Origin of the sequence: Novipirellula methanifontis, from assembly GCF_052161655.1 — a bacterium.
Classification (GTDB): domain Bacteria; phylum Planctomycetota; class Planctomycetia; order Pirellulales; family Pirellulaceae; genus Novipirellula.
In genome coordinates this window covers 4,961,076-4,981,050 of record NZ_CP197418.1, presented here as the reverse complement: position 1 = coordinate 4,981,050, position 19,975 = coordinate 4,961,076, and the positions used below count along the sequence as shown (strand labels likewise).

Annotated in this window: 20 protein-coding genes; 12 read left to right on the top strand and 8 right to left on the bottom strand. The window is 52.8% G+C overall.

From position 1 onward, the window contains the following. Nucleotides 1-743: 743 nt before the first annotated feature. Nucleotides 744-1,142, bottom strand: a complete 399-nt coding sequence (locus SH528x_RS18175) for a hypothetical protein (protein ID WP_442511888.1) — start codon at nucleotides 1,140-1,142, stop codon at nucleotides 744-746. Nucleotides 1,143-1,240: 98 nt separating this feature from the next. Here SH528x_RS18175 and SH528x_RS18170 point away from each other — a divergent pair, with 98 nt between their 5' ends. Beyond that, complete coding sequence (locus tag SH528x_RS18170; RefSeq protein WP_442511887.1) at nucleotides 1,241-1,486, top strand: hypothetical protein; 246 nt, start codon at nucleotides 1,241-1,243, stop codon at nucleotides 1,484-1,486. 318 nt (nucleotides 1,487-1,804) lie between these two features. Here SH528x_RS18170 and zntB read toward each other — a convergent pair whose 3' ends face one another. The 3 genes from zntB to ppk2 all read right to left on the bottom strand — a co-directional run bounded on the left by zntB (nucleotide 1,805) and on the right by ppk2 (nucleotide 4,909). Next, nucleotides 1,805-2,779 carry a zinc transporter ZntB gene (gene zntB / locus SH528x_RS18165; RefSeq protein ID WP_442511886.1) on the bottom strand — a complete coding sequence of 325 codons (975 nt, stop codon included), beginning with the start codon at nucleotides 2,777-2,779 and terminating at the stop codon, nucleotides 1,805-1,807. A 219-nt stretch (nucleotides 2,780-2,998) separates the two neighbouring features. After that, on the bottom strand, nucleotides 2,999-3,415 hold the full coding sequence (locus SH528x_RS18160; RefSeq protein ID WP_442511885.1) for a CBS domain-containing protein: 417 nt from the start codon (nucleotides 3,413-3,415) through the stop codon (nucleotides 2,999-3,001). Between the two features lie 348 nt (nucleotides 3,416-3,763). Continuing rightward, on the bottom strand, nucleotides 3,764-4,909 hold the full coding sequence (gene ppk2 / locus SH528x_RS18155; protein ID WP_442511884.1) for a polyphosphate kinase 2: 1,146 nt from the start codon (nucleotides 4,907-4,909) through the stop codon (nucleotides 3,764-3,766). 311 nt (nucleotides 4,910-5,220) lie between these two features. Here ppk2 and SH528x_RS18150 point away from each other — a divergent pair, with 311 nt between their 5' ends. The 7 genes from SH528x_RS18150 to SH528x_RS18120 all read left to right on the top strand — a co-directional run bounded on the left by SH528x_RS18150 (nucleotide 5,221) and on the right by SH528x_RS18120 (nucleotide 9,809). Continuing rightward, the gene (locus SH528x_RS18150; RefSeq protein ID WP_442511883.1) at nucleotides 5,221-5,340 is read left to right on the top strand and encodes an ECF-type sigma factor; all 120 of its coding nucleotides are present in this window, start codon (nucleotides 5,221-5,223) and stop codon (nucleotides 5,338-5,340) included. Nucleotides 5,341-5,431: 91 nt separating this feature from the next. Continuing rightward, nucleotides 5,432-6,214: a CvfB family protein gene (locus tag SH528x_RS18145; RefSeq protein ID WP_442511882.1), complete on the top strand. Its 783-nt coding sequence runs from the start codon at nucleotides 5,432-5,434 to the stop codon at nucleotides 6,212-6,214. Beyond that, a complete protein-coding gene (locus SH528x_RS18140; RefSeq protein ID WP_442512138.1) occupies nucleotides 6,186-6,260 on the top strand; it encodes a hypothetical protein in 75 nt (24 codons plus the stop codon). Before SH528x_RS18145 ends, SH528x_RS18140 begins: the two co-directional genes overlap by 29 nt. Nucleotides 6,261-6,418: 158 nt before the next feature. Beyond that, a complete protein-coding gene (locus SH528x_RS18135) occupies nucleotides 6,419-6,913 on the top strand; it encodes a laminin G domain-containing protein (RefSeq protein WP_442511881.1) in 495 nt (164 codons plus the stop codon). Between the two features lie 174 nt (nucleotides 6,914-7,087). Then, nucleotides 7,088-8,398 carry a hypothetical protein gene (locus SH528x_RS18130; protein ID WP_442511880.1) on the top strand — a complete coding sequence of 437 codons (1,311 nt, stop codon included), beginning with the start codon at nucleotides 7,088-7,090 and terminating at the stop codon, nucleotides 8,396-8,398. A gap of 409 nt (nucleotides 8,399-8,807) precedes the next feature. Then, a complete protein-coding gene (locus tag SH528x_RS18125; protein ID WP_442511879.1) occupies nucleotides 8,808-9,515 on the top strand; it encodes a hypothetical protein in 708 nt (235 codons plus the stop codon). Between the two features lie 168 nt (nucleotides 9,516-9,683). Next, on the top strand, nucleotides 9,684-9,809 hold the full coding sequence (locus SH528x_RS18120) for a hypothetical protein (protein ID WP_442511878.1): 126 nt from the start codon (nucleotides 9,684-9,686) through the stop codon (nucleotides 9,807-9,809). Between the two features lie 163 nt (nucleotides 9,810-9,972). Here SH528x_RS18120 and SH528x_RS18115 read toward each other — a convergent pair whose 3' ends face one another. The 3 genes from SH528x_RS18115 to SH528x_RS18105 form a co-directional block, all read right to left on the bottom strand. After that, nucleotides 9,973-11,175, bottom strand: coding sequence for a C45 family autoproteolytic acyltransferase/hydolase (locus tag SH528x_RS18115; RefSeq protein ID WP_442511877.1), 1,203 nt, complete (start codon nucleotides 11,173-11,175; stop codon nucleotides 9,973-9,975). Continuing rightward, the gene (locus SH528x_RS18110; protein ID WP_442511876.1) at nucleotides 11,176-11,577 is read right to left on the bottom strand and encodes a hypothetical protein; all 402 of its coding nucleotides are present in this window, start codon (nucleotides 11,575-11,577) and stop codon (nucleotides 11,176-11,178) included. It abuts the gene before it with no gap. A gap of 114 nt (nucleotides 11,578-11,691) precedes the next feature. Next, nucleotides 11,692-12,747, bottom strand: a complete 1,056-nt coding sequence (locus SH528x_RS18105; RefSeq protein ID WP_442511875.1) for an amidohydrolase family protein — start codon at nucleotides 12,745-12,747, stop codon at nucleotides 11,692-11,694. A gap of 951 nt (nucleotides 12,748-13,698) precedes the next feature. On the opposite strand from SH528x_RS18105, the gene SH528x_RS18100 reads away from it, so the two are divergent. The 3 genes from SH528x_RS18100 to SH528x_RS18090 all read left to right on the top strand — a co-directional run bounded on the left by SH528x_RS18100 (nucleotide 13,699) and on the right by SH528x_RS18090 (nucleotide 18,489). After that, on the top strand, nucleotides 13,699-15,213 hold the full coding sequence (locus SH528x_RS18100) for a M20/M25/M40 family metallo-hydrolase (RefSeq protein WP_442511874.1): 1,515 nt from the start codon (nucleotides 13,699-13,701) through the stop codon (nucleotides 15,211-15,213). Between the two features lie 494 nt (nucleotides 15,214-15,707). After that, nucleotides 15,708-16,703: a nucleoside hydrolase gene (locus tag SH528x_RS18095; RefSeq protein WP_442511873.1), complete on the top strand. Its 996-nt coding sequence runs from the start codon at nucleotides 15,708-15,710 to the stop codon at nucleotides 16,701-16,703. A 448-nt stretch (nucleotides 16,704-17,151) separates the two neighbouring features. Continuing rightward, on the top strand, nucleotides 17,152-18,489 hold the full coding sequence (locus tag SH528x_RS18090) for a sulfatase-like hydrolase/transferase (protein ID WP_442511872.1): 1,338 nt from the start codon (nucleotides 17,152-17,154) through the stop codon (nucleotides 18,487-18,489). 218 nt (nucleotides 18,490-18,707) lie between these two features. Here the strand turns inward: SH528x_RS18090 and SH528x_RS18085 are convergent, their stop codons facing one another. Continuing rightward, on the bottom strand, nucleotides 18,708-19,001 hold the full coding sequence (locus SH528x_RS18085) for an MTH1187 family thiamine-binding protein (protein WP_442511871.1): 294 nt from the start codon (nucleotides 18,999-19,001) through the stop codon (nucleotides 18,708-18,710). Nucleotides 19,002-19,524: 523 nt separating this feature from the next. On the opposite strand from SH528x_RS18085, the gene SH528x_RS18080 reads away from it, so the two are divergent. After that, a complete protein-coding gene (locus tag SH528x_RS18080) occupies nucleotides 19,525-19,932 on the top strand; it encodes a hypothetical protein (protein WP_442511870.1) in 408 nt (135 codons plus the stop codon). Nucleotides 19,933-19,975: the final 43 nt, after the last annotated feature.

Below are 19,975 nucleotides of genomic sequence, written 5' to 3'. Positions count from 1 at the left end.
GGGGGGCAACCACGTTTAACACGCATCACGACGCTTGGACGCTAACCTACCTACATCCTAGCTTGTACCGCTGGTGAATGCATCAAAAGCCATCCCCACTGTTTGACTCACCCTACGTTGCTTTCAATCAGCATTTTGCGATGGGGTAGCGAAAGTCGCCAACTGTTGCATCCATGCCGTGAGTTGCCGAGAATCTCAGCAACTTCGCTACAACCCGGGCTGAATGATTAGGTTGGATGAGGATCCTGTCTAACCGAAGAGCGTGACCTTTGGTTTCTTCCGTATACCACTCACGATGACATATTTGTTCAGTTGAAAATCAACGATTGCAAAGGTACTTTGCATCCCATACCCGAGGAAATCGGCAGTGCCCCGCTCGCCATTACGACAACCGATGGAGCTGAGTTCGATGTTCAGATTTCCGGCACTGATCGCAAGGCAAGTCGTACGAAAATTATGTCGTTCCGCCATGGACAGCCACCGCGGCTTGTCGACTACGCCGACCGCCGCGAGTTGGTTTTACTTTCAAATGGAGAATTTATCACGTGGAACGACCAGTCGTTCACAGTTATCGCCCCCGCATTCCGGTAGTCGGACGCAACCTTAGAGTCATGACGGATCCCGAGACAGCCAGCCGGAATAGCGATCACGATACTTGAGAGCTCGTACCGTTCGCGAAACGCACGTTCCGCCGGCAGAAACCGACCAAGCATCTGTTTTAGAAGTGGGGTGGCCACTCCACGCTAGTTTTCGTCAGTGGACTTTAGAATCATGGGATCGTCTGAAGACGGTTCCGATATCTCAGCGTTGTCGCCGCCACGCCTCAGTTTCGCTTTGATGGGGAAACGGGGTCCCGAGTTGATTGACGGGTGTTTTCCTTCGATAGTCAACGTGCCGTCGTCCTCAAGCTTCAGTTGAAACTCGGCAAGACCAGCACCACGCCGAAGCGTCATCTGCCCTATGCCCTTCGGATCGGGAAAGATGCGATACCATTCCCGTTCCGTCGATTTCTCGGTGTCGGCGGACTTGTACGAAAACGTCAGATTGCATGCTTCGACGCCCTTTATCGCCAGATATTCTTCTTTGACCTCCAAAGTCAGATCAACTTCCGCAACCGACTCTCTTTGGGAGTATCGCGACAACGGCCCATTCTTTTCGCGGGCTGAGGGTCGCGACGTCGCAAAGTTGCCTCGTTCTCTCTGGAAAGATTTGCCCGTCCATGTGCCAACCAAGTTGCTCCATGGTGTTTCGAAGTTTGCATTGGTACTCGGTCGAGCCACTGCGTCACTGCTGGGCCGAACCGTCGTATGGGATTCTGTCGTCGAAGATTTGCGACCGCTCGGAAGTGGACTTGGTCGAGTGCTCGGTTCACATCCAGCAAAAACGAGGAGAGTCAACGCAAGAATCCGAGTGCGGCGTGACAGGCAAAACAGGGATGTGTTCATGGTGGATTCCATCGCCCGCTCAGTCGATCGTGAACGGCTAGCGTGTTCGAGTGAGTGATTTGCCGGTGCGGAAAGGAACTTCATATCGTTCGCCTGAGTCAGGAATGGATCGGGGCGCGTGGCGGGAAGACCGGTTTTCTCTCAACCAGAGGGCAAGTCCCAGTATTGCAATGAACATCATGAAAACAAAGAAGTTTCCCAGAAAGCTAGACGAATCGTTGGATTCCGGTGGGTTCATACCTGTTCAACTTTCCACTTTGGCGTCACAACACCATTGGTACATTGGTAGCATCCAGTTGCCCGCTCCGCCCGGGCAAGCCAGAACGGAAGCGAATACGCACTGACGTGAAACGCGCCCCTTACATCCAATGTTTTCGCTTGAAGAGCCACACCTGCCCGCCCGCGACGACAAGCAACAAGACGCAGAAGATGGTGAAAGCCCAGTGGTTCTCCGTTCCTGGAATTCCGCCGATATTAATGCCCAGCAGCCCCGTTAGCAGGCCCAGTGGCAAAAAGATTCCCGCGACAATGGACAAGATGTACATCGTCTTGTTCATCTGCTCCGCCAAGCGACCGTTTAGTTCTTCCTGCGTCACGGTTGCCCGGTCTCGAACCGAATCGAGATCCTCAACATATCTCGTTGTGCGGTCAGCGATTTCCCTCAGTCGCATGCGATCCATCTCGTCAAGCCAATCCACTTTTTCGCTGTGCAGATGCGCCATGACGTCGCGCTGTGGAGCGAGATAACGACGCATTCCGATAGCGACCCGCCGAATAGCGGCAATTTTCTGGCGAAGTTCGTAGGTTTGCTCGGCGATCACTTTGTCTTCGAGTGCGTCAACACAGTCGTCTACATCGGAGATGACAGTCCCCATTCGCAACACAAGCCGATCGGCCAATTGCTCCAGAAACTCGCCTGAATTCACGGGACCACTTCCCTCCTCAACCGCCCGACGAAGATCGTCAATTGCCATCACACGGCGGTGCCGCAACGTGACGATGCGATTTGAGTCGATCCAGAAGCGAATGGATATCATGTCTTCCGGATCGTTACCCGGATTGAGATTCACACCGCGCAGGATCAACAACATTCCCCCCTTGTGCACTAAGCTCCTCGGACGTGTCTCCTCTGCCGTGAGTGCCTGTACGATGACAGGCTCTATCTCACTAGAATTTTCCAGCCACTCCCTCGCGGCGCTTGCGGTGTAGTCCAGATGCACCCAAAGCGTCCCGTGTTCTGGACGCCATTGCTTAACTCCATCCAAGGTGAGTGCTGTGCCGCCGCCGTTTCCATTCAGTGCAAAGGCAAAGATAAGTCCGTCGCTGTCACTCATAGTCTCACTTTTTGCCTTATGAACCGTGATCTATCCGGCTGGCGGATGGAGATGAACCGATCGGGCTCCGAACTTCGTCGCAGATTGCGGCTTGGTGTATAGACAGAGTCTAGACGCCCGGGGTCGTCGGTGGCAAGTTGCGGCGGTCGACGTGATGCCGACAAACGTATGCTGTTAACCGAGTCCCCCAACAAACCGTCGATCCATCGCGGTTCCTCATCAAAGTTCAGACAGAAAATGCAGCAGGTCGGTGGAGGTGACGATCCCAACCAGTTTGTCGCCGTCCACGATTGGCAGGGCGTGGAAGCGATGGCTCACTAACAGCCGTGCCGCATCACGGATCGAGCCAGACACGGGTAGGGACACGGGATTTCGGTTCATCACGCCCGCGATATCAAACGTGTGGTCCAGAACGGCATCGAGTTCTTTACCATCTTGGTTTCCAAACTCCCCAAAAGAGATCCGTAACAAATCGTTGGAACTGATGATACCTACTAGCTTCTCGCCGCTGACGACGAGGACATGGTGAAGGTCCCCATCCTCAAAAATCTTACGCAGCTTGGAAACGGGTTCATGGTCGTGGATCGTAACTAACTCTTTCGACATGATGTTGGTGATAGGCTCGTTCTTCTTCATCTGAATTCATTCTCTCTATTAAGTAGGTCGTTCGGTAAATACCGGTAAAACGTCGATTGTTATGTGAGCCGTGGGCGTTAGCCGCTTGTTGATTTAATCGATATGAAAATCGCATATGTAAGCCGTGGGCCGTAAGGCACCGGGTAATGCATGGCCCCCCGCCGCTCACGCGTCACGGCTCACTAGATCAACAAAGCGCCAGCAGCGGGGAGCGTCAATACTGCAGGAAACATGCCCGCAACTGGCGCCGTCGGCTCAGATCATTGTGTGGAATGACATATATTTCCCTGCTTAAAAGTGCCAAAAAGACTTCGTGCACTTGCTTATCAAGCACATCCTGGGAACGCCTCATCGCAGTTGATAGACCGAGCCGGCACGTCCCACCAGCAACGGATCAATATCTTTAATCTTCGCTTGGTCCTTGCCGTCGTAGGCAAGTCGCTGCAAGACATATCGCAAGCAATTCAGGCGAGCACGTTTCTTGCAGTCTGATTTGATCACGATCCAAGGTGACTCTGGGATATCCGTGTAGTGGAACATCGCTTCCTTGGCATGAGTGTATTCGTCCCATTTATCTAAAGACGCCAAGTCGATCGGCGACAACTTCCATTGTTTCAATGGATGGATCTTTCTCGCATCGAAACGACGTTGCTGTTCCTCTCGACTGACCGAGAACCAAAATTTGATCAAGTGCGTTCCGCTTCGAATCAGACTTTTTTCGAACTCGGGCACTTGATGCATGAAGTCGCGATGCTCGTCTTCGGTACAGAAACCCATCACCCGCTCGACGCCCGCTCGGTTGTACCACGACCGATCGAACAACACGATTTCGCCGGTGGTGGGCAGGTGTTCGACGTAGCGTTGAAAGTACCACTGGCCCCGTTCGACTTCACTAGGTTTCTCCAGCGCGACCACTCGCGCGCCCCGCGGATTCAAGTGCTCCATGAATCGTTTGATTGAGCCTCCTTTTCCAGCGGCGTCGCGGCCTTCGAACAGAATCACCACTTTTCGCCCGGTCTTCTTGACCCACGACTGCAACTTCAGTAGTTCCACTTGCAGTCGGTACTTTTCTTTTTCGTACGACTTGCGAGTCTTCAAGTTCTTGTACGGATACGCACCTTCACGCCAGTTGGATGCCAAGTCATCTTCCGGCTCGGGACCATCGAAGCGCTGTGCGTATGGCTGGCGGAGCAAGGCATTGCGAAGCACTTCAGCGTCATCGGTTGACGCTCCGTCGAGAATGCCATGCAAGACTCGCGCAAGTGTTTCGACATCGTAGGGAGGCACGCCGCCGATGATATCTTTGACGGCATTAACCTTCGCTTCCTGGGCTGCCGTGATCGCCTTGTTCACGGTGTATCGCTCAATTCCAACAGGCGTCTTGGCCGATGGCACGTCACCCGATTTTGCAGGCCGCAGTTTCTTGTCCGATGATTTCTTTGCTCTGCCATTGCTTGTTCCATTCACTTCGGATGAGAGGGGCACTTCGCTCATATAATCGTTTCTACCGTGCTTGTAGTGTGGCGGGACTGCTGTGAGTCGGCGGGAATCCCTTGATCAAAGGGAACCCAGGCAAATCACATGCCGACCGTCCGGTCTCGCCTGATCCGCCTCCTTTGTCCGTCTTTGCTGACAAACGAGAGGCTATCCGGCTTGAAGTGCGCGAATGGTCTCAGGCAGGTGTTCTGTCGTGCACGGTTGTGGATTGGCGTTAGCTCGCTTCAAGCGACTGACGGACCAAGACGCGGAAAAAGCAGTCCAGTTGGAAAGGGGCCTACTCAACTGACGCAATTGATTCGGCTACCATGAGAGATGCTACCCGCATTCTGAATCAAATCGAACAGCGAGATCCAGCGGCATCATCGCAGTTGCTACCGTTGGTTTACGAACCGCTTTGGAATCTAGCTCGTCAACGTTTGGGGTAGGCCAGTCTGCCCCTGATAGAAAAGCCACACTCAAAAATTCGCCCCACCACTCCGATCAAGCATTCGCGAAAAGAATTGAAGCCCCAAAATCATGATTAAAATCGGCAGGACGTATAATTTAGAAGTGGTCAAGGAGACTGAATTCGGAGTCTATTTAGATGCCGAAGATCTAGGCGAGATCTTGCTCCCCAAAAAGCATACTCCGGAAAACTTGAGTGTCGGTGATACGGTCGAAGTCTTTCTCTACCTCGACTCCGAAGATCGGCCCATCGCGACCACTCAAACTCCAAAAGCGGAGGTGGGCGAATTCGCGTATCTGAAAGTAAAAGAAAATACGCAGTTTGGTGCGTTCTTAGATTGGGGATTGGACAAAGACGTCTTGGTCCCGTTTGCGGAACAGCATCGACCGATGACTGTGGGGCATTCCTACATCGTGTTTCTGTATCTTGACAACCAAGGTCGGATCACCGCGACCTCAAAGATTGACAAAGTCGTGAAGGAAGATGATCAACACAATTTTTGTCCGCAGCAGCCAGTCGATTTGATTATTGGAAACAGTACGGAACTGGGCTTCAAAGCGATTGTGGATCAGAGCCATTGGGGCTTGCTGTACAAAGACGAAGTGGATCAGCGGCTCAGTTTTGGGCAGAGCATTCAAGGCTATATCAAATACATTCGCGAAGACGGAAAAATCGACTTGAGTCTGAAGAGTGGTCGGCAAATTCGCGACAACTACAGTCAAATTATTCTCGATTTCCTACGCGATCACGACGGGTTTGCGTCCGTCCATGACAAGTCTCCTCCAGCACAGATTGACAAACTGTTCGGAATGAGCAAAGGACAATTTGAAAAAAGCGATAGGGGGCCTCTATAAACAGAAAGTCATTGCGATTGAGAAAGATGGAATACGATTGGTCTGATCAATCAGCGTTGGGTGGATGTCGATCAGCGAAACCGGTTGTGTTGAAACGCGCGCGGAATTGCCGACAACCTGAGCTATGCATTCGATCAAGCAGCTCCACTCACCGCACCCGGACCGACGATCGCAATCCTTGCCGACAATCAACTCCTGCGTTTTGTGAACCATGGTGTCAAAGGCGACACCGCGTCGCTTCAGTTAGATGGAAAGTCATGGCTTGACCTGCCAGCGTTTCGTGCGCCAAAAGTGGCGGGAGGCCGCTCACTCCAGATCAAGGGGACCATGCGCTCTAGTTCTCCCTCTGGAGTGATCCTGGCTCACGGCGGCAATCGAGCCGGCTACAGCATCTACCTCGATGAAGGCCATCTGTGCTTCGCCACATGTGCAAATAAAAAACACACGGTGGTCCGTTCCTCTGCCGCTATAATTGGATCCACCCAAGTCGAAGCGAACTGGAATCGCAATGGCGAGATATTTCTTAAAGTGAACAACAAGCTCGTCGGAAAAGCGGAAGCAGGCATCATCCAGCACGAACCCGGCGAATCCATTCAGATCGGTGCTGATCTGATCGAACCGGTGGGAGATTACAACACGCCTAATTACTTCTCCGGCATTATTGAGAATCTCACGTTCAAATATCCAAACGGAACCTGATGTGAAACATCGTGGGGCAGGTTTTTAACCTGTCATCCGCAATCCACAAACCATCTATCTATCGGCAGGTTATAAACCTGCCCCACTGAACCCACTTCGATTTTTCTCCGGGAACCCGAGATGCGAACCAACACAACGACCTCTCGTCTCTTTCTCTCTCTGATCTGTAGCTCTGTGCTCTTGAGCTCAGTGATCTCGGCGACAGCAACCGCCGAGCCTCCCGCACCACCCAACGCCTTCATGTGCATCCCCGGTGAACTCATTTTCGCGGATGACTTCGACCCCGCCACAGTCAGCGACCGCTGGTGGTTCAAGGCCGATTTCGCTCTGCGCGATGGGGCGTTGTTGCGTACGGATGTCGATCCGACGGAGACCAAACGCGTCTTCCTCAAAGACCCTTCCTTCCACAACACCATCATTCAATTTGATTTCAAACTTTCCGGCCAAACGACCGATCTGCGACTCGTGACTGGCAGCGGAGGACACTACAACAGTGTCACCCAAATCCACCCCGATTACTTCCAAATCACGACGCCCGTCGATCACGATGCAGGGTATGTTCCCGCCCAACTTGGCGAATGCACCCGCAAACCTCGTCCCGATCAGTGGCAGACCATGACGGTCGAATACTGGGGCAACGAAATCGTTGCACACCTGAACGACAGCGAATTTGTGCTCGGCAAACACCCGATCATTGACCGCACTCGCCAGTACTTCGCATTCCAGTTCGATCTCCCCGGTGCCTCGATCGACAACGTCCACGTCTGGAAGGCCACTGATCAGCGTGATGACTGGACCGAGACTCGCAAAAAGCTCGCGATAGCTCATGCCAACCGCGAGCCTGTCAGACGCAACCCGGCCGAGCGATACAAACTCGAGTACATGAACCTCAAGTCCCGCCTCATTCTGAACGACCCGACCTACCGGGACCTCGTGGCCAGGCATGAAAAGCTCGAAGCCGCTCTGCACGCGGACTACCCAGAAGCCTTCACCACCCACAAGCAACTCGGAAAACTCATCGCAAAGAAGAAACAGCACATCAAGGAGACCGACCCCGACTTCAAGATCATGGAAACTCAGGTCCACAAAGCGAGTCGTGCGGAAGACGATTACGTCCTCTCCACAAAGCCCGAACTTGCGCGTCTGAAAAAGGATGGCGTCAGCAAAAACCGGTTCCCGTCGGAACTCGGCCAAGCCCGTGCCCAACTCGAAGCCGCCGATGACAAGCAACTCGCTGCCCTCGTTGCCGAAACGGCCCGCCGACAAGCCCAGCTCGAAGCCCGCTACCCCGAAGCATTCCAAAGCGTGGACGCCGCCGTCGAAAAACGCAACGCCATCCGCAAATCCTTGAACCACGATCTCGAGTTTCAGGCTCGCAATCGAGCTGTTGTTGACGCCGGTAAAGCGATCAAGGAGTACATCGACAAAGCCGACCCGAATCTCGCGAAGCTCGAAGCCGAAGCAAAGGCATACGGATCCAAATAGGATGAGCATAATTTCAACCTGTCATTTCGCAACACAGTTAAAACAGGCTGGTAAAAAACTTGCTCCACAACCGGTCTCTGCTCATGAAACTTTTCAATTCGATTGAGATGCTACTATTCGTGGCCACTGCGCAGGCACGGACCTATTCAAATCGCCTTGGTGGCGAACCACCAACCGAAATTCTTTCTTGTCAATGAGTTGAAGCCGCTACAAGCGATGGGCCCTGGGATTCAGTGGTGTCTCAGTGTCGTATTGGCCGCTGTCAGAGGACGGTGCCAAGTCGCGTTTTCCCACACTTGCGTCGGGAGGAAAGAGCGTGCAAGAGACACCGAATCCATACGAACCAGCTGCAACCCAGTCTTCAGAAGATCGCATCTCTGCACGGACGCCGGCATCGCTGAATAGAGCGATGGCATCGTTAGTTGGATTGTTCGTGGGTACTATTGCTGCTGTTGTTGTCGGGGAGATTCTGTCGTTGATCGCTTTATTTCCGCCACTAAGCCACTGGTTGAATCTCGATGGCGAATTTTCGGGGTTGATTCTCATCGGCATGCCGATGTTCGCGGGAGGGTGCGGTGCATTGGCGGGACTTGTATTGGGATTGATGTATCGCAGGGCGTGCTGTCATTTGGTCTCCGTAGTAGTGGGTTCACTGCCTGCAGTGATGTACAGTGTCGGAAGCTACACATCCCGAGAATCGCTGGTCACGATCAACGCTATTGGCGGCATCATGATTTCGGCGACGATGGTCGCAGTGGTGTTCACCCATTTCGTTTTGGTTTCAATCGATCGACGCCGACTAACGCTTACGTTCTCTACGAATACACAAAGCGTTGTCAGGACGGGACGTGTCGCGACGGTGATTGCGAGTGTATTGGCCTTGGTGAGCTTGTCCTACGACGCTTGGCTCTATTGGATCCTCAGTAGTAGTGAACGTTTGGGTCACGAATTACCATTAATTGGTGCGTTTGGGATGGGCATTTTGGCAGGCGCCAGCAACGTGTACGTCTGGGCGGCCCACCCCAATCGGAAGCGAGTCGCAATGATTGCTGGTTTCGCGAGCTTCGCTGGATGCGTTGCTGTCTTAGCGTTCTGGTATCTGCGTCTGATTCAATAAAGCCATTACGTCCGTCATCCCAGAATTGATTGGCCTACCGAAGTCTCACGGGAAAATCCTGAAAAAATTTGACCGATCGCTGAAATTCGCGCGTCATCGATGAGCCAAGGGGCTCGCTTTATGGTGAGTAGGCTGTCGTTTCACTCATCACATATGGACTTGCGAATAATGAATTTCAGTAGTCGACTTTTCTGCGCCGTGTTGTTCGCCATTACGGTGATTCCGGTTCAATCTGCCGATCATGTGTACGGAACGGTTTCGCCGTGGGGGCAATTGGTGTTGTTAAGCAGCTGAAGTCCACCCGCGATCAACACAAGGCTCAAGATGATTGGAAGCTGTGAGTGTTGGTGGGTGCGTTCATCGGCTCCCTTGATTTCGACAGGCAAATCTACAGCGGCAATGGTCGTGTTGGTTGATTTTTAAGTGTCTTGATTCGAAGTCGCTGTTAGAGTTTTCATCAACAGTCAAACTCTTGGAATTTTGCGTTGCATGCGCTGGAAAATGACGCCCGAAGCTTGCGTTCTTTCGACTGCAGTTGGACGCAGGCGGTGGTGTTCCAATAATTGCTGTGCATGCAAACACTGTCTTGCGACGGTCCGTCACCGTGGTCCGACATGACGGTATGCAGAGACTCTAGGTCGAAAACGGATTTTTCATCTAGCCTGCATTTAAGGTCGACGCTACGCATGTCTGCGGATTGATGCACTCGCGTGCCACGCAGTGCGCGAGGTGCATTCTTCTTGTAGTGTGCCTGGTCTTCGAGTTCAACGCTCGCGATTTTTGATCCGCGGATTCGATTCGTGTGATGAATGGTCTCGCGGCCGGATACGGGAGAAATTCTTTGAATTTGCGTATTGGACAACTCGAATGATGCAATCGTGCCGTGCTCATCCGACAGCATCAGTAGGCCTCCACCCGCACGCTTTCGATTCGCGAAGAATTGATATGCTTCGTCAACCGTTCGCACGGACGCAAGTGCCTCGGCAATCAACATGGTGATGGATGGAGCTGGACTGATCGGATCGGTAACATAGGCGTAGTTACAAGTGATCGCCAAACCCGCTTCATTGACTCCATCGATGGCCCCCGCGAGCGGCGACACCGCGAATTCAACGGAACGCAGTTTTCCCTTTGGTCGACTTCGTCGCACGAAATAATAGGGCTGCACTACTGGAAGATAGTCAAAGTTGTGTGCAATGATGGGATGCCCGGTTGACGATGCGTTTCCAGTCACCGCAACGGCGGAACATCCGGCCTGAAGCCCGTTCGGCCCGGCGGTGACCAAGGGAACGAGATCGCTGAGAGCTACTTCCAAGAGGCTACAAATCGCCAGCTTTGAATACGAAATCTTTGCACCTTCGGAAATTCCCCGTAAACGGTCCGCGGCATCCAAAGGCGTCGATCGGAATGCTGCGTTCAAGAATCGGGCGGCACGATATTCTGCTATACGGCGAAATACTGGAAATGGAATGTAACTTGGCTTCATCAAGCGAAATGCTTCCAAGTTCCCGACAGCTTCCAACGCATCGTAAATATTGGTCGACAGGGCAGCCCCCTGGGCGTTCCCCATTTGCTTGGCGGTGCCCTCGCAAACGACTTCATTCATGGCGGCTTGCTTTCCAATTTGTAAGTGAGTCAATGAATGTTCGAGGTACTTCACTTATCGCTTTGTTAAATCGATCAGCCGGACAGGCGACGCCCACCGATCGTTACAATTGCGGATTCGCGCATCAAGAAACACACCATCGGTATCGTACCGCAATTCGATAACCATGTGATTTTTGTCATTCACGATGTTCGTATACGAGAGTCTTACCCGCGCGTCGTAGCCATTCGGACGGCGATGGAGAGAGTCCAATGCTACGCCTTCCACAGGTGCTGCACCGATGCGTTCAGGAAACGCTGCATTCACAATTTCCTGTGCCCGGTCATTGATTCGGGCAACAGCGTCGGAGCCTATCGTGTATCGCGGCCTGAATTGCTTGTAAGTCACCAGGGATATCGCCACGACCGCGATGAACAACATCAGACCCGCGATTGTGAATTTCGGTTTCCAATTCATGACTTAAGTAACTCGTTTTGGTACAAGCCAAGCAACTCTCGATTCCCCTATCACTGGTATCGCTCCGTTGTCTCCTCGCAAGTCGGTGTTCTTCCAAATACGAAATTAAAGTGCCTAGGATATTACCACCCGATGCGAACGTAAGGCGCTCGCTTCACCAATTCCGAGATGTTTCTTGAGCGTGAAGTCACGCTGAATCAGATTCTGGATCCCAGCTGTTTTCAGTGCAGTGTCCTGGCCGATGCGGTCTGCAAAGACCAAGGGTGATGAGGGAAAGGGGAAGTCGCTGCCATGCAGCAATCGATCCAGCACTTCTTTGCCGGAATCAAGCAAACGACCGAAATCTTGAGCGCGAAAAGCGGTTCCCAAAACCGACGTGTCTCCCCAAAGTTCCGGAAATTTGTCGAGCAGTTGAAGAAACTCGCCAAGGTACGACGGTGAATCACTAAACCAACCGGAGCCAGCATGACACGCGACGACTCGACAGCCCTCGTCCAACGCGGCACGCAGCTTCCGCGGAGCAGCTAGTTCATGCGAGAAGATCGGTGCACTGTGCTCATGCCCCGTGTGCACCAATATCGTCATATCTAATTCACGGCACCGGCAGAAGAACTTGGTGTGTTTAGGATCCATCAAGTCAACGTTTTGTGTCGGTGGATGAATTTTAAGCATTCTCGCTTTCCGGTCATGGCATCGCTCAAGCTCATCGATGGCGTCAGCACGATTTGGATTGATCGAAGGGCAGGCGATCAGTTGCTTTGGGTGTCTTCCTACAACTTCAAACAAATAGTCATTAGGAACGTAGATAGATGTCGACGTCAGATCGATTTTGCCGTTCGCGCCGTACACCGCGTCCTGAGCAAGCACAGCGGCCATCGAAAGCTCGGACTCCGCAACCTGCCTAACCATTGTTTGCTCGTATTGTTGGTCAACGGTTCCGTTTGTAGCGTCATTCAATTTCAGCATCGTTTTTAAATGACGAAACAGAAAACCTTGCGACACCTTGTCAGCGACGTGACAGTCAGAGCCGCTGTCTCCTACGCCGAACAGATGGACGTGTATATCAAGCGTCGGGTTCACCGTCGACTCAGCCGCCACCGGCTTGCTTAAGCCTAAAATGGCACCGGTCGCGACCGCTGAGAAAATTCGTCTGTTGACTTGGTTGTTCATTGATTCACACGCCTTTTCTTGTTAAGCAGTTAGGCAGGAGTCTTTCAGTAAATTGGCCGTTTTGGCGCTAGCGGGCTGTTGATTTAGTTAGCCGCTTGGGCCAAGCCCCGGTTTCGTCACCCCAGAACCGGGGCTAGCGCCCAAACGGCTAACAGTGTTCATTGAAGATCGACTAAATCAACAGCCCGCTAGCCACGGTTCCGGCGATGAACCGGGGCTAGCGCCCAAACGCAACGCTGTGAAGCCTTTTTCCCTATAAGGTTTGTGTGTTTTTAGCGTAGCGGAAGTCGTCAAGACTTTCGATCCACGGCGAGTGTCCCCCGAAACTCTTGACGAGTTCCGCTACGAAATGCTTCACAGCGTTCGCCCAAACGGCTAACGGGATTTCACTCAATGATTCCTGCCTACCTGCTTAGTCACGGTGTTCGTGGGACAACGGCGGCCGTTCCAATCTAAGCGTAAATCAGCAACTCTCCATGACGCAAAAAATCTAAAACTTCCATTTTTCCAGCGATTTGCTAGGTCGTTTTGAAGTGGGACGCCTGCAAACTCGAGAATCTGCGTGCATTTTACGCGGCTGGCCGAAGTGATCACATAAAGTTTTCAGGCATCGCCCAGGCCAAGCCTTCGCGCCAGCGAACTCATGAGTGCAACACCGACATTGTAACCTTCGACTCAACAAGGCAATTTGCTATGCTGCCTACTGGTACGATTTCAACAGTCCACCCTGCTCCGTATAGCAGTCGATTGTAGTCGTCTTCAGTTCAATTGTAGGCACTGAGCAGTCTTCTTGCACCGGAGGCAAGTGCTCGCTGACTGAATGGCCACGACGCAGGTCGTACCAATTTTGCGATACCCTACCACAGCCATGACGTGCCAACTACGATCTCGCTTGAATCAATTCATGGCGAGACCCCAGCGGCATCGTTTGCTTCATGGAAAGAGGTTCCGATGAATCACTTAAAGAAATTCGCTCGTCGCAGCAGTTATGTCCTCACGGGGCTTCTCATCATGCTGCTGATTGTCCTGGGCTGGAATTATCTTTGGTTCTCGAGCAAACAACTGCAGGTTGCGCCCGCACAGCAGATACCCTGGAACAACGAGTCGCTTTACAAGCATTTCCAGGGGGCGATCCAAATTCCGACGGTGTCCGAACATCCGTCGACGTTGACGGAGGACTCGCCACTGTTTCAATTTCGAGATTATCTAGCGGAGACGTTTCCCGCCCTGCATCGCCCTCCGTTTGTTCGCCGGACCGGCGGCGATTTTGGAGACCCGTTGAATCCCAGCGTGCTGCTCGAATGGCCGGGTCAGGACCCCAGTTTGCCGGGAATCTTATTGATGTCTCATTTTGATGTCGTCCCCATTGAGACGAACACCCGCTCGGAATGGACGCACGAGCCATTCAGCGGCCACATCGACGGCACATTCTTGTGGGGACGCGGAACCTTGGACTGTAAACACGGAGTCATGGCGATCCTCGAAGCCATTGATCGGCATGCCGCCGACGGTTTCCAGCCGCAGCGCACGATTTATGTTGCCCTGGGACATGACGAAGAGCTCGGCGGACAAAATGGCAACGGCAAAATGGCGGAATGGCTGCGCAGCCACGGCCGCAAGCTGCATATGGTCCTCGACGAAGGCGGCTGCATCTTCACCGAGTTCCCCGGTCTTGACCAACCCGCTGCTTTGATCGGAGTTGCGGAAAAGGGAATGCTGGACGTTCAATTAAGCGTCGAAGTCTCGCCCACGGAAGTCGGACATGCCTCAATGCCACCACCGGAAACAGCAGTCAGCATTTTGGCTTCGGCAATTGACCGGGTGCAAGCATCTCCATTCCCTGCCCGCATCGACAGTGGGCTGCGCGACACTCTCCGCTTTCTTGGCCCCGAAATGCCGTCTTTTAGTCGGCGTCTCGCAATGGCCAACCTGTGGTTGACAGAGCTCTTGATTAAAAGTCAGTTGGCCCGGAAGCCGAGCAGCAATGCACTGCTGCGTACGACCGTCGCACCCACACTGATTGAAGGTGGCGTCAAAGCCAACGTCTTGCCGCAACATGCTACCGCAACCCTTAATCTCAGACTAATCCCGGGGGACTCGATCGAAGAGGCTACGGAGCATCTCCGTCAGAGTATCAACGATGCACGCGTGGATGTTTCTCCGCTTCCTTTTGGCAAAGCGGCTTCGCGATTGTCGAGTACCGAATCGATTGCCTTCAACGACCTACATCGCACCATTCGTGAGGTCTATCCAGAGGTTGCTGTCGCACCCTTTGTTTTGGTCGGCGGCACTGACAGTGTGCACTACAGCGATTTTGCTGCGGACATCTATCGCTTTATCCCAGCCCGGATCGCCGAACGTGACACACAAAGATTCCACGGAATCGACGAACGCATCGCGCTACAAGATTACACGGAGATCGTACGTTTCTTTTATCAATTAATTCTAAACCAAGCGGGCCCATGAGCTCCTTCGACTGATGGCTTTGGCTGATCCCTAGAGCAGCCTGAACTTGTGGTCGTTTAGATCGAATTGGTTACGATTCGTACTCAATCGAACCCTGCATTGTCATGAATTTCTCGATGCTCGTCTGCGGTGCGTACCATCCCACCGAGAATCAGCATCATTGTGATGTTCAGGGGCCTGATTTTGTTTAGCCGTGATCGCAAAGATGGATGAAGATCGTTAGCATCAGCAACCCAAACGCGGCCGCCACGACAGCGAACTCGGGAAACATGAACGACCGGAAGGCATGGACGGTTCCAGAGTCGCGATAAACTTACGAAGATTGGCGCGAAGCAAAACTGCCGCAGGATGCCACCGATGAAGATCGATCTTGATATCGCCCCCCTGCGAAACAAGAATGTAGTCGGCCAACATCCAAAAATCGCCGCCAAAATGCGAATCGATCAGCGGCGCTTACTATGTCTATATCAAACGCAAACGGAAAGAACTGAAAAATGAAACGACTGAAGGGTAGCATTTTGATCGCACTGCTTTGGGCAGCGATGATCACATTCGTGGGCGCCGATGACGGGCAGAAGATCCGACTGCTGATCGACTCGGACGCGAACAACGAAACGGATGACCAGCACGCTATCGCCTATGCGTTATTAAGCAAAGACAGCTTCGACGTCGAGGGCATCACCGTCAATAAAACGCACAATGGCGGCGATGTGGACGAACAAATGGCTGAAGCCGTGCGTGTCGTCAAACTCTGCGGCTTCTATCCACAATTGCCCATGTTCAAAGGGGCCAACGGAAGTTTTGCGGAAATCCTACCGCACATTCATGAAGCGTCGTATGACGGCAAGGAAGCGGTTGACTTCATCATCGCACAAGCGAAGAAGCAATCCGATCGCAAATTGGTGCTGTTGCCGATTGGAAAACTGACCAACATTGCGTTGGCACTTGCGAAGGACCCTTCGATCATCCCCAACGTCAAGATTGTTTGGCTCGGCTCCAACTATCCCCGCCCTGGCGAATACAACATGACGGCGGATTTAACCTGTATCGACTATGTGCTGTCACTGCCGGTGGACTTTGAAATGGTGACGGTGCGTTACAACGATCCATCGGGAAGTTGGGGAGTGAAGGCCTACCAGAAGGACATTTTCGACAAGCTGCCTGGAAAGGGCCCCAAAGTCGACCACCAAATCGAAGGACGCCATGGCGGCACCTTTACGAACTTTGGCGATTATTCGGTCAGCCTCTACCGGCATGCGCCCCAGCATGGCGATCCGCCGTTCCGTTCCTTCTTCGACGCCACGGCTGTTGCCATACTCAAAGCCCCCCAATTCGGCAAAGCCATCGAAATACCTCGCCCCGCGCTGGACAATCAAGGTTGGGTGGATCGCCCGAACAATCCGCTCAAAATGGTGCTTTGGGAGGGCTTTGATTCAGCGGCGATCATGGAAGACTTTTACGAGGTGATAGACGCCGCCACACCGGAATGATTGCCACACTCCGCTTCGTTGTATCGCGGATCGCTGCAAACGGTTTGCTTGCTTGAGTTAGCTGAGCGAATCAGGATTTCGGTCTGGCGAAGCGGGTAGAACGATGGAGTCCAAACGTTGGGGTCGTTCCGCATTTCACGGCTAACAACAAAATACAACTTACTGCGACGGCTAAGATTTCGCAGTCCAACGTCAGTCCTGGCAAGACCTCCGTAGCGGAACTCGTCACGAGTTTCAGGGGGACTCGCCGTGAATCGAAAGTCTTGACGACTTCCGCTACGAAGAAAAGCCGCCCTTTGAAGTCCCCCCTTTTATTGACGACGCTTGTATGAGGCGTCGCGATCCAGGATACAATCGTCTTTCAGACGCAATGGTCGACTGAAGCAACGGCTCCGGTGACCAGCACTTTTCCGACATCACCCTATCAAAGACATGCAGAGGAAAGTCTATGAAGTATCCTGCCAAATTCCTCGTGCAATCATGCATGGTCCTGTTTTGCTTAGGAAGCGCAGCTCAGGCAGAAAATCGCAAACCGAACATACTGCTCATCTTCGCCGACGATGTCGGTCAGGAGGTACTGGAGTGTTATGGAGGCCAATCCTACCGCACTCCGCACTTGAACGAGTTGGCTCGCACAGGCATGAAATTCAATCACGCTTACAGTATGCCCGTCTGCCATCCCTCGCGGCTGACATTGATGTCGGGCCGATACCCGTTTCGGCACGGCCGTGTCGCTTGGGGCGATTACCCCAAAGTCGCCGAAGACCAAACGTTCTCGAATATCCTGCAACGCGCTGGGTACACGAATGGAATTGCGGGCAAGTGGCAACTGTGCCTGTTGCGAGACGACCCGCTTCATCCGCAGCGGATGGGGTTTGAACAATCCGATCTGTTCGGTTGGCACGAGGGGCCGCGGTATTACGAGCCGATGATCTACACCAACGGCAACGTGCGGAAAGATACGCTGGGTCACTACGGGCCGGACCTCTACCAGCGTAGTTTGATTGAGTTTATGAAAGCGAATCGCGATCGGCCATTCCTGGCGTATTACTCGATGGCGGTTGCGCATGAAGTCACCGACGATCTGGATCCCCCCGTCCCCCACGGTCCCTTCGATCGCTATGACAACTATTCAGAAATGGTCGCCGAAATGGACCGAGGAGTCGGCCGAATGGTGGCCGCGCTGAACGCGCTGAAGCTTCGTGAAAACACACTGATCCTGTTCCTCGCGGACAATGGTACACCGCCGGAGATCATCATCCGTGCCGCGGGCAAGGACCTCATCAGAACTCCGGTGGTTTCGCGTCGAGACGGACTTGATGTGCCGGGGGGAAAGAAGCAATTAAACAATGCCGGTACGAATGTTCCCATGATCGCCAACTGGCCAGGCACGATTTCGCCAGGACAGCAAGTCGATGACCTCGTGGACTTCAGCGACATCCTGCCGACCTTTCTCGATTTGGCTGGCGTGCCTCTGCCGGCAAACCCAAAGTTGGATGGCGTCAGTTTCGCCAACCGGCTTCGAGGTCAGCGTGCCTCGCCACGTTCTTTCGCCTACTGCGAGGAAGCCGTGCTTCCCAAGCCCGGTGGCGTCGAACCCGACGGTAAAAGCTCGGGTCTGAAATGGGTAAGAACGCAAGACTGGAAACTGTACAACGACGGCCGGCTGTTTCACATGGCCGAGGACCCCGTCGAACAATATCCGCTGGCCGCCGAACAGGATGATTCGACTCGTAAAATGATTCGTCAAAAGCTTCTGCGTGACTTCGAAAAGCTCGGGTTCTAGCGATTGCCGCAGCAAACAACCGACTTTCGAAACTTTGAAGGTCATGCAACTCGGGCGAAGTGCCGCGTATCATTGACGTCGCCAATGCTTCCGCAATCGTGCTGACAGAAACGACGACAAGCTTCGATCGCTTACAGGATGAACCACGCAGGTTCATTGATCGGCTAACACCAAACCATTAGGCCGACGTTACCTCGCGTTGGTGGCGACATCTAGGTTCAGGTCTTGGTGACGCTGTCAATCTTGTCCTGCATCGACTGTTCTCGGTCCGTCCGAGTTCCCACTTTAATACTGGTGGTTATTCGCGGCGCCCCAAGTGCATGAACACGTTCATGGCACTGCTTTATCGCGGCGAAAACATCATCCCAGTCACCTTCGATGTTTGTCCCGTAGGCGTGAAGCCGATGCTCCAGTCCGGCTTCCTGCAATACCTTCTGGCACTCCGCGACGTACTTACTCACGGATACACCGACGCCAATCGGGACGACACACAAATCTACAATTACTTTCATCTCAGAAAAGCCTCTTATTTGTCGGTTAGCTACACGTTTCAAGGATCAAGTCTAGCGTTTCACGCAGAGAAAGGCGGCGGCAATTGTTCGGAGACGTCGAGGATCTTCTACTCGCGTCAGTCTCGATTGAAAACTCGCCAAACCGGGTGGACTTACTGAGTAAGAACGTATCAAGGTAAATTCCTTTCGTTTAATTCGACTGTCCCATGCTTTCTCGGTATTTGTGAGCCGTGGGCCGTAAGGCACCGGGTAATGCGTGGAACCCGGCCGCTCACGCGCGAGCGGCTAACGTAAAACGATTCACAATCGTTAGCAGTTCAGTCCACAGAAAAAATCGACCATCGTGGATCGGGCCATAATATCGTGTGATCAGTGATATTCCGCCACGAGATGCTGATTGATTCAAAATTTCCTCCGCTCCAAGCGAACAGACATTTCGGCGGTTGGCACCAGGTGGTGATGGACGCCCGACTTTCCGTACAGGTGCAAACCGATAGAATGTTAAGAATCCAAGGAGGACAAAATGACAAGCTTCGATGAACTAGCGTATTTTTTACGCGCACCCAAGTATCCCGTCATTATTGAAATTGATGGAGTGCTTCTCGCTGCAAAGTCAGCGAGGAAACTCTTCGAAAAGCTTTTACCGCTCGACATTGTCGAAAAACAACACTACAGCGCAATTGATAGGACGGGTGAACCTTGGACCTTCGTTGTAATACAGGGTAAGGCGGTCCTCTCACCGTTCACTCTCAAAAACCGACCAACAAAACTTAAAATAATTCGCTGGTTTAACAATCGTGCAAACAAGCCCGCCAACGAAGTCGAATACTCCGAGAAATCATTGAGTTCAAAAAGACTCGATCGCATTATCGCTGAAATTGCAGACCGACTGTTCGATGCCGAGAAGCGAAACGCATCACGTCGAAAATAGAATCGACCTTCGAGCATTCGCACGACCTAAATCGGGAACCGTT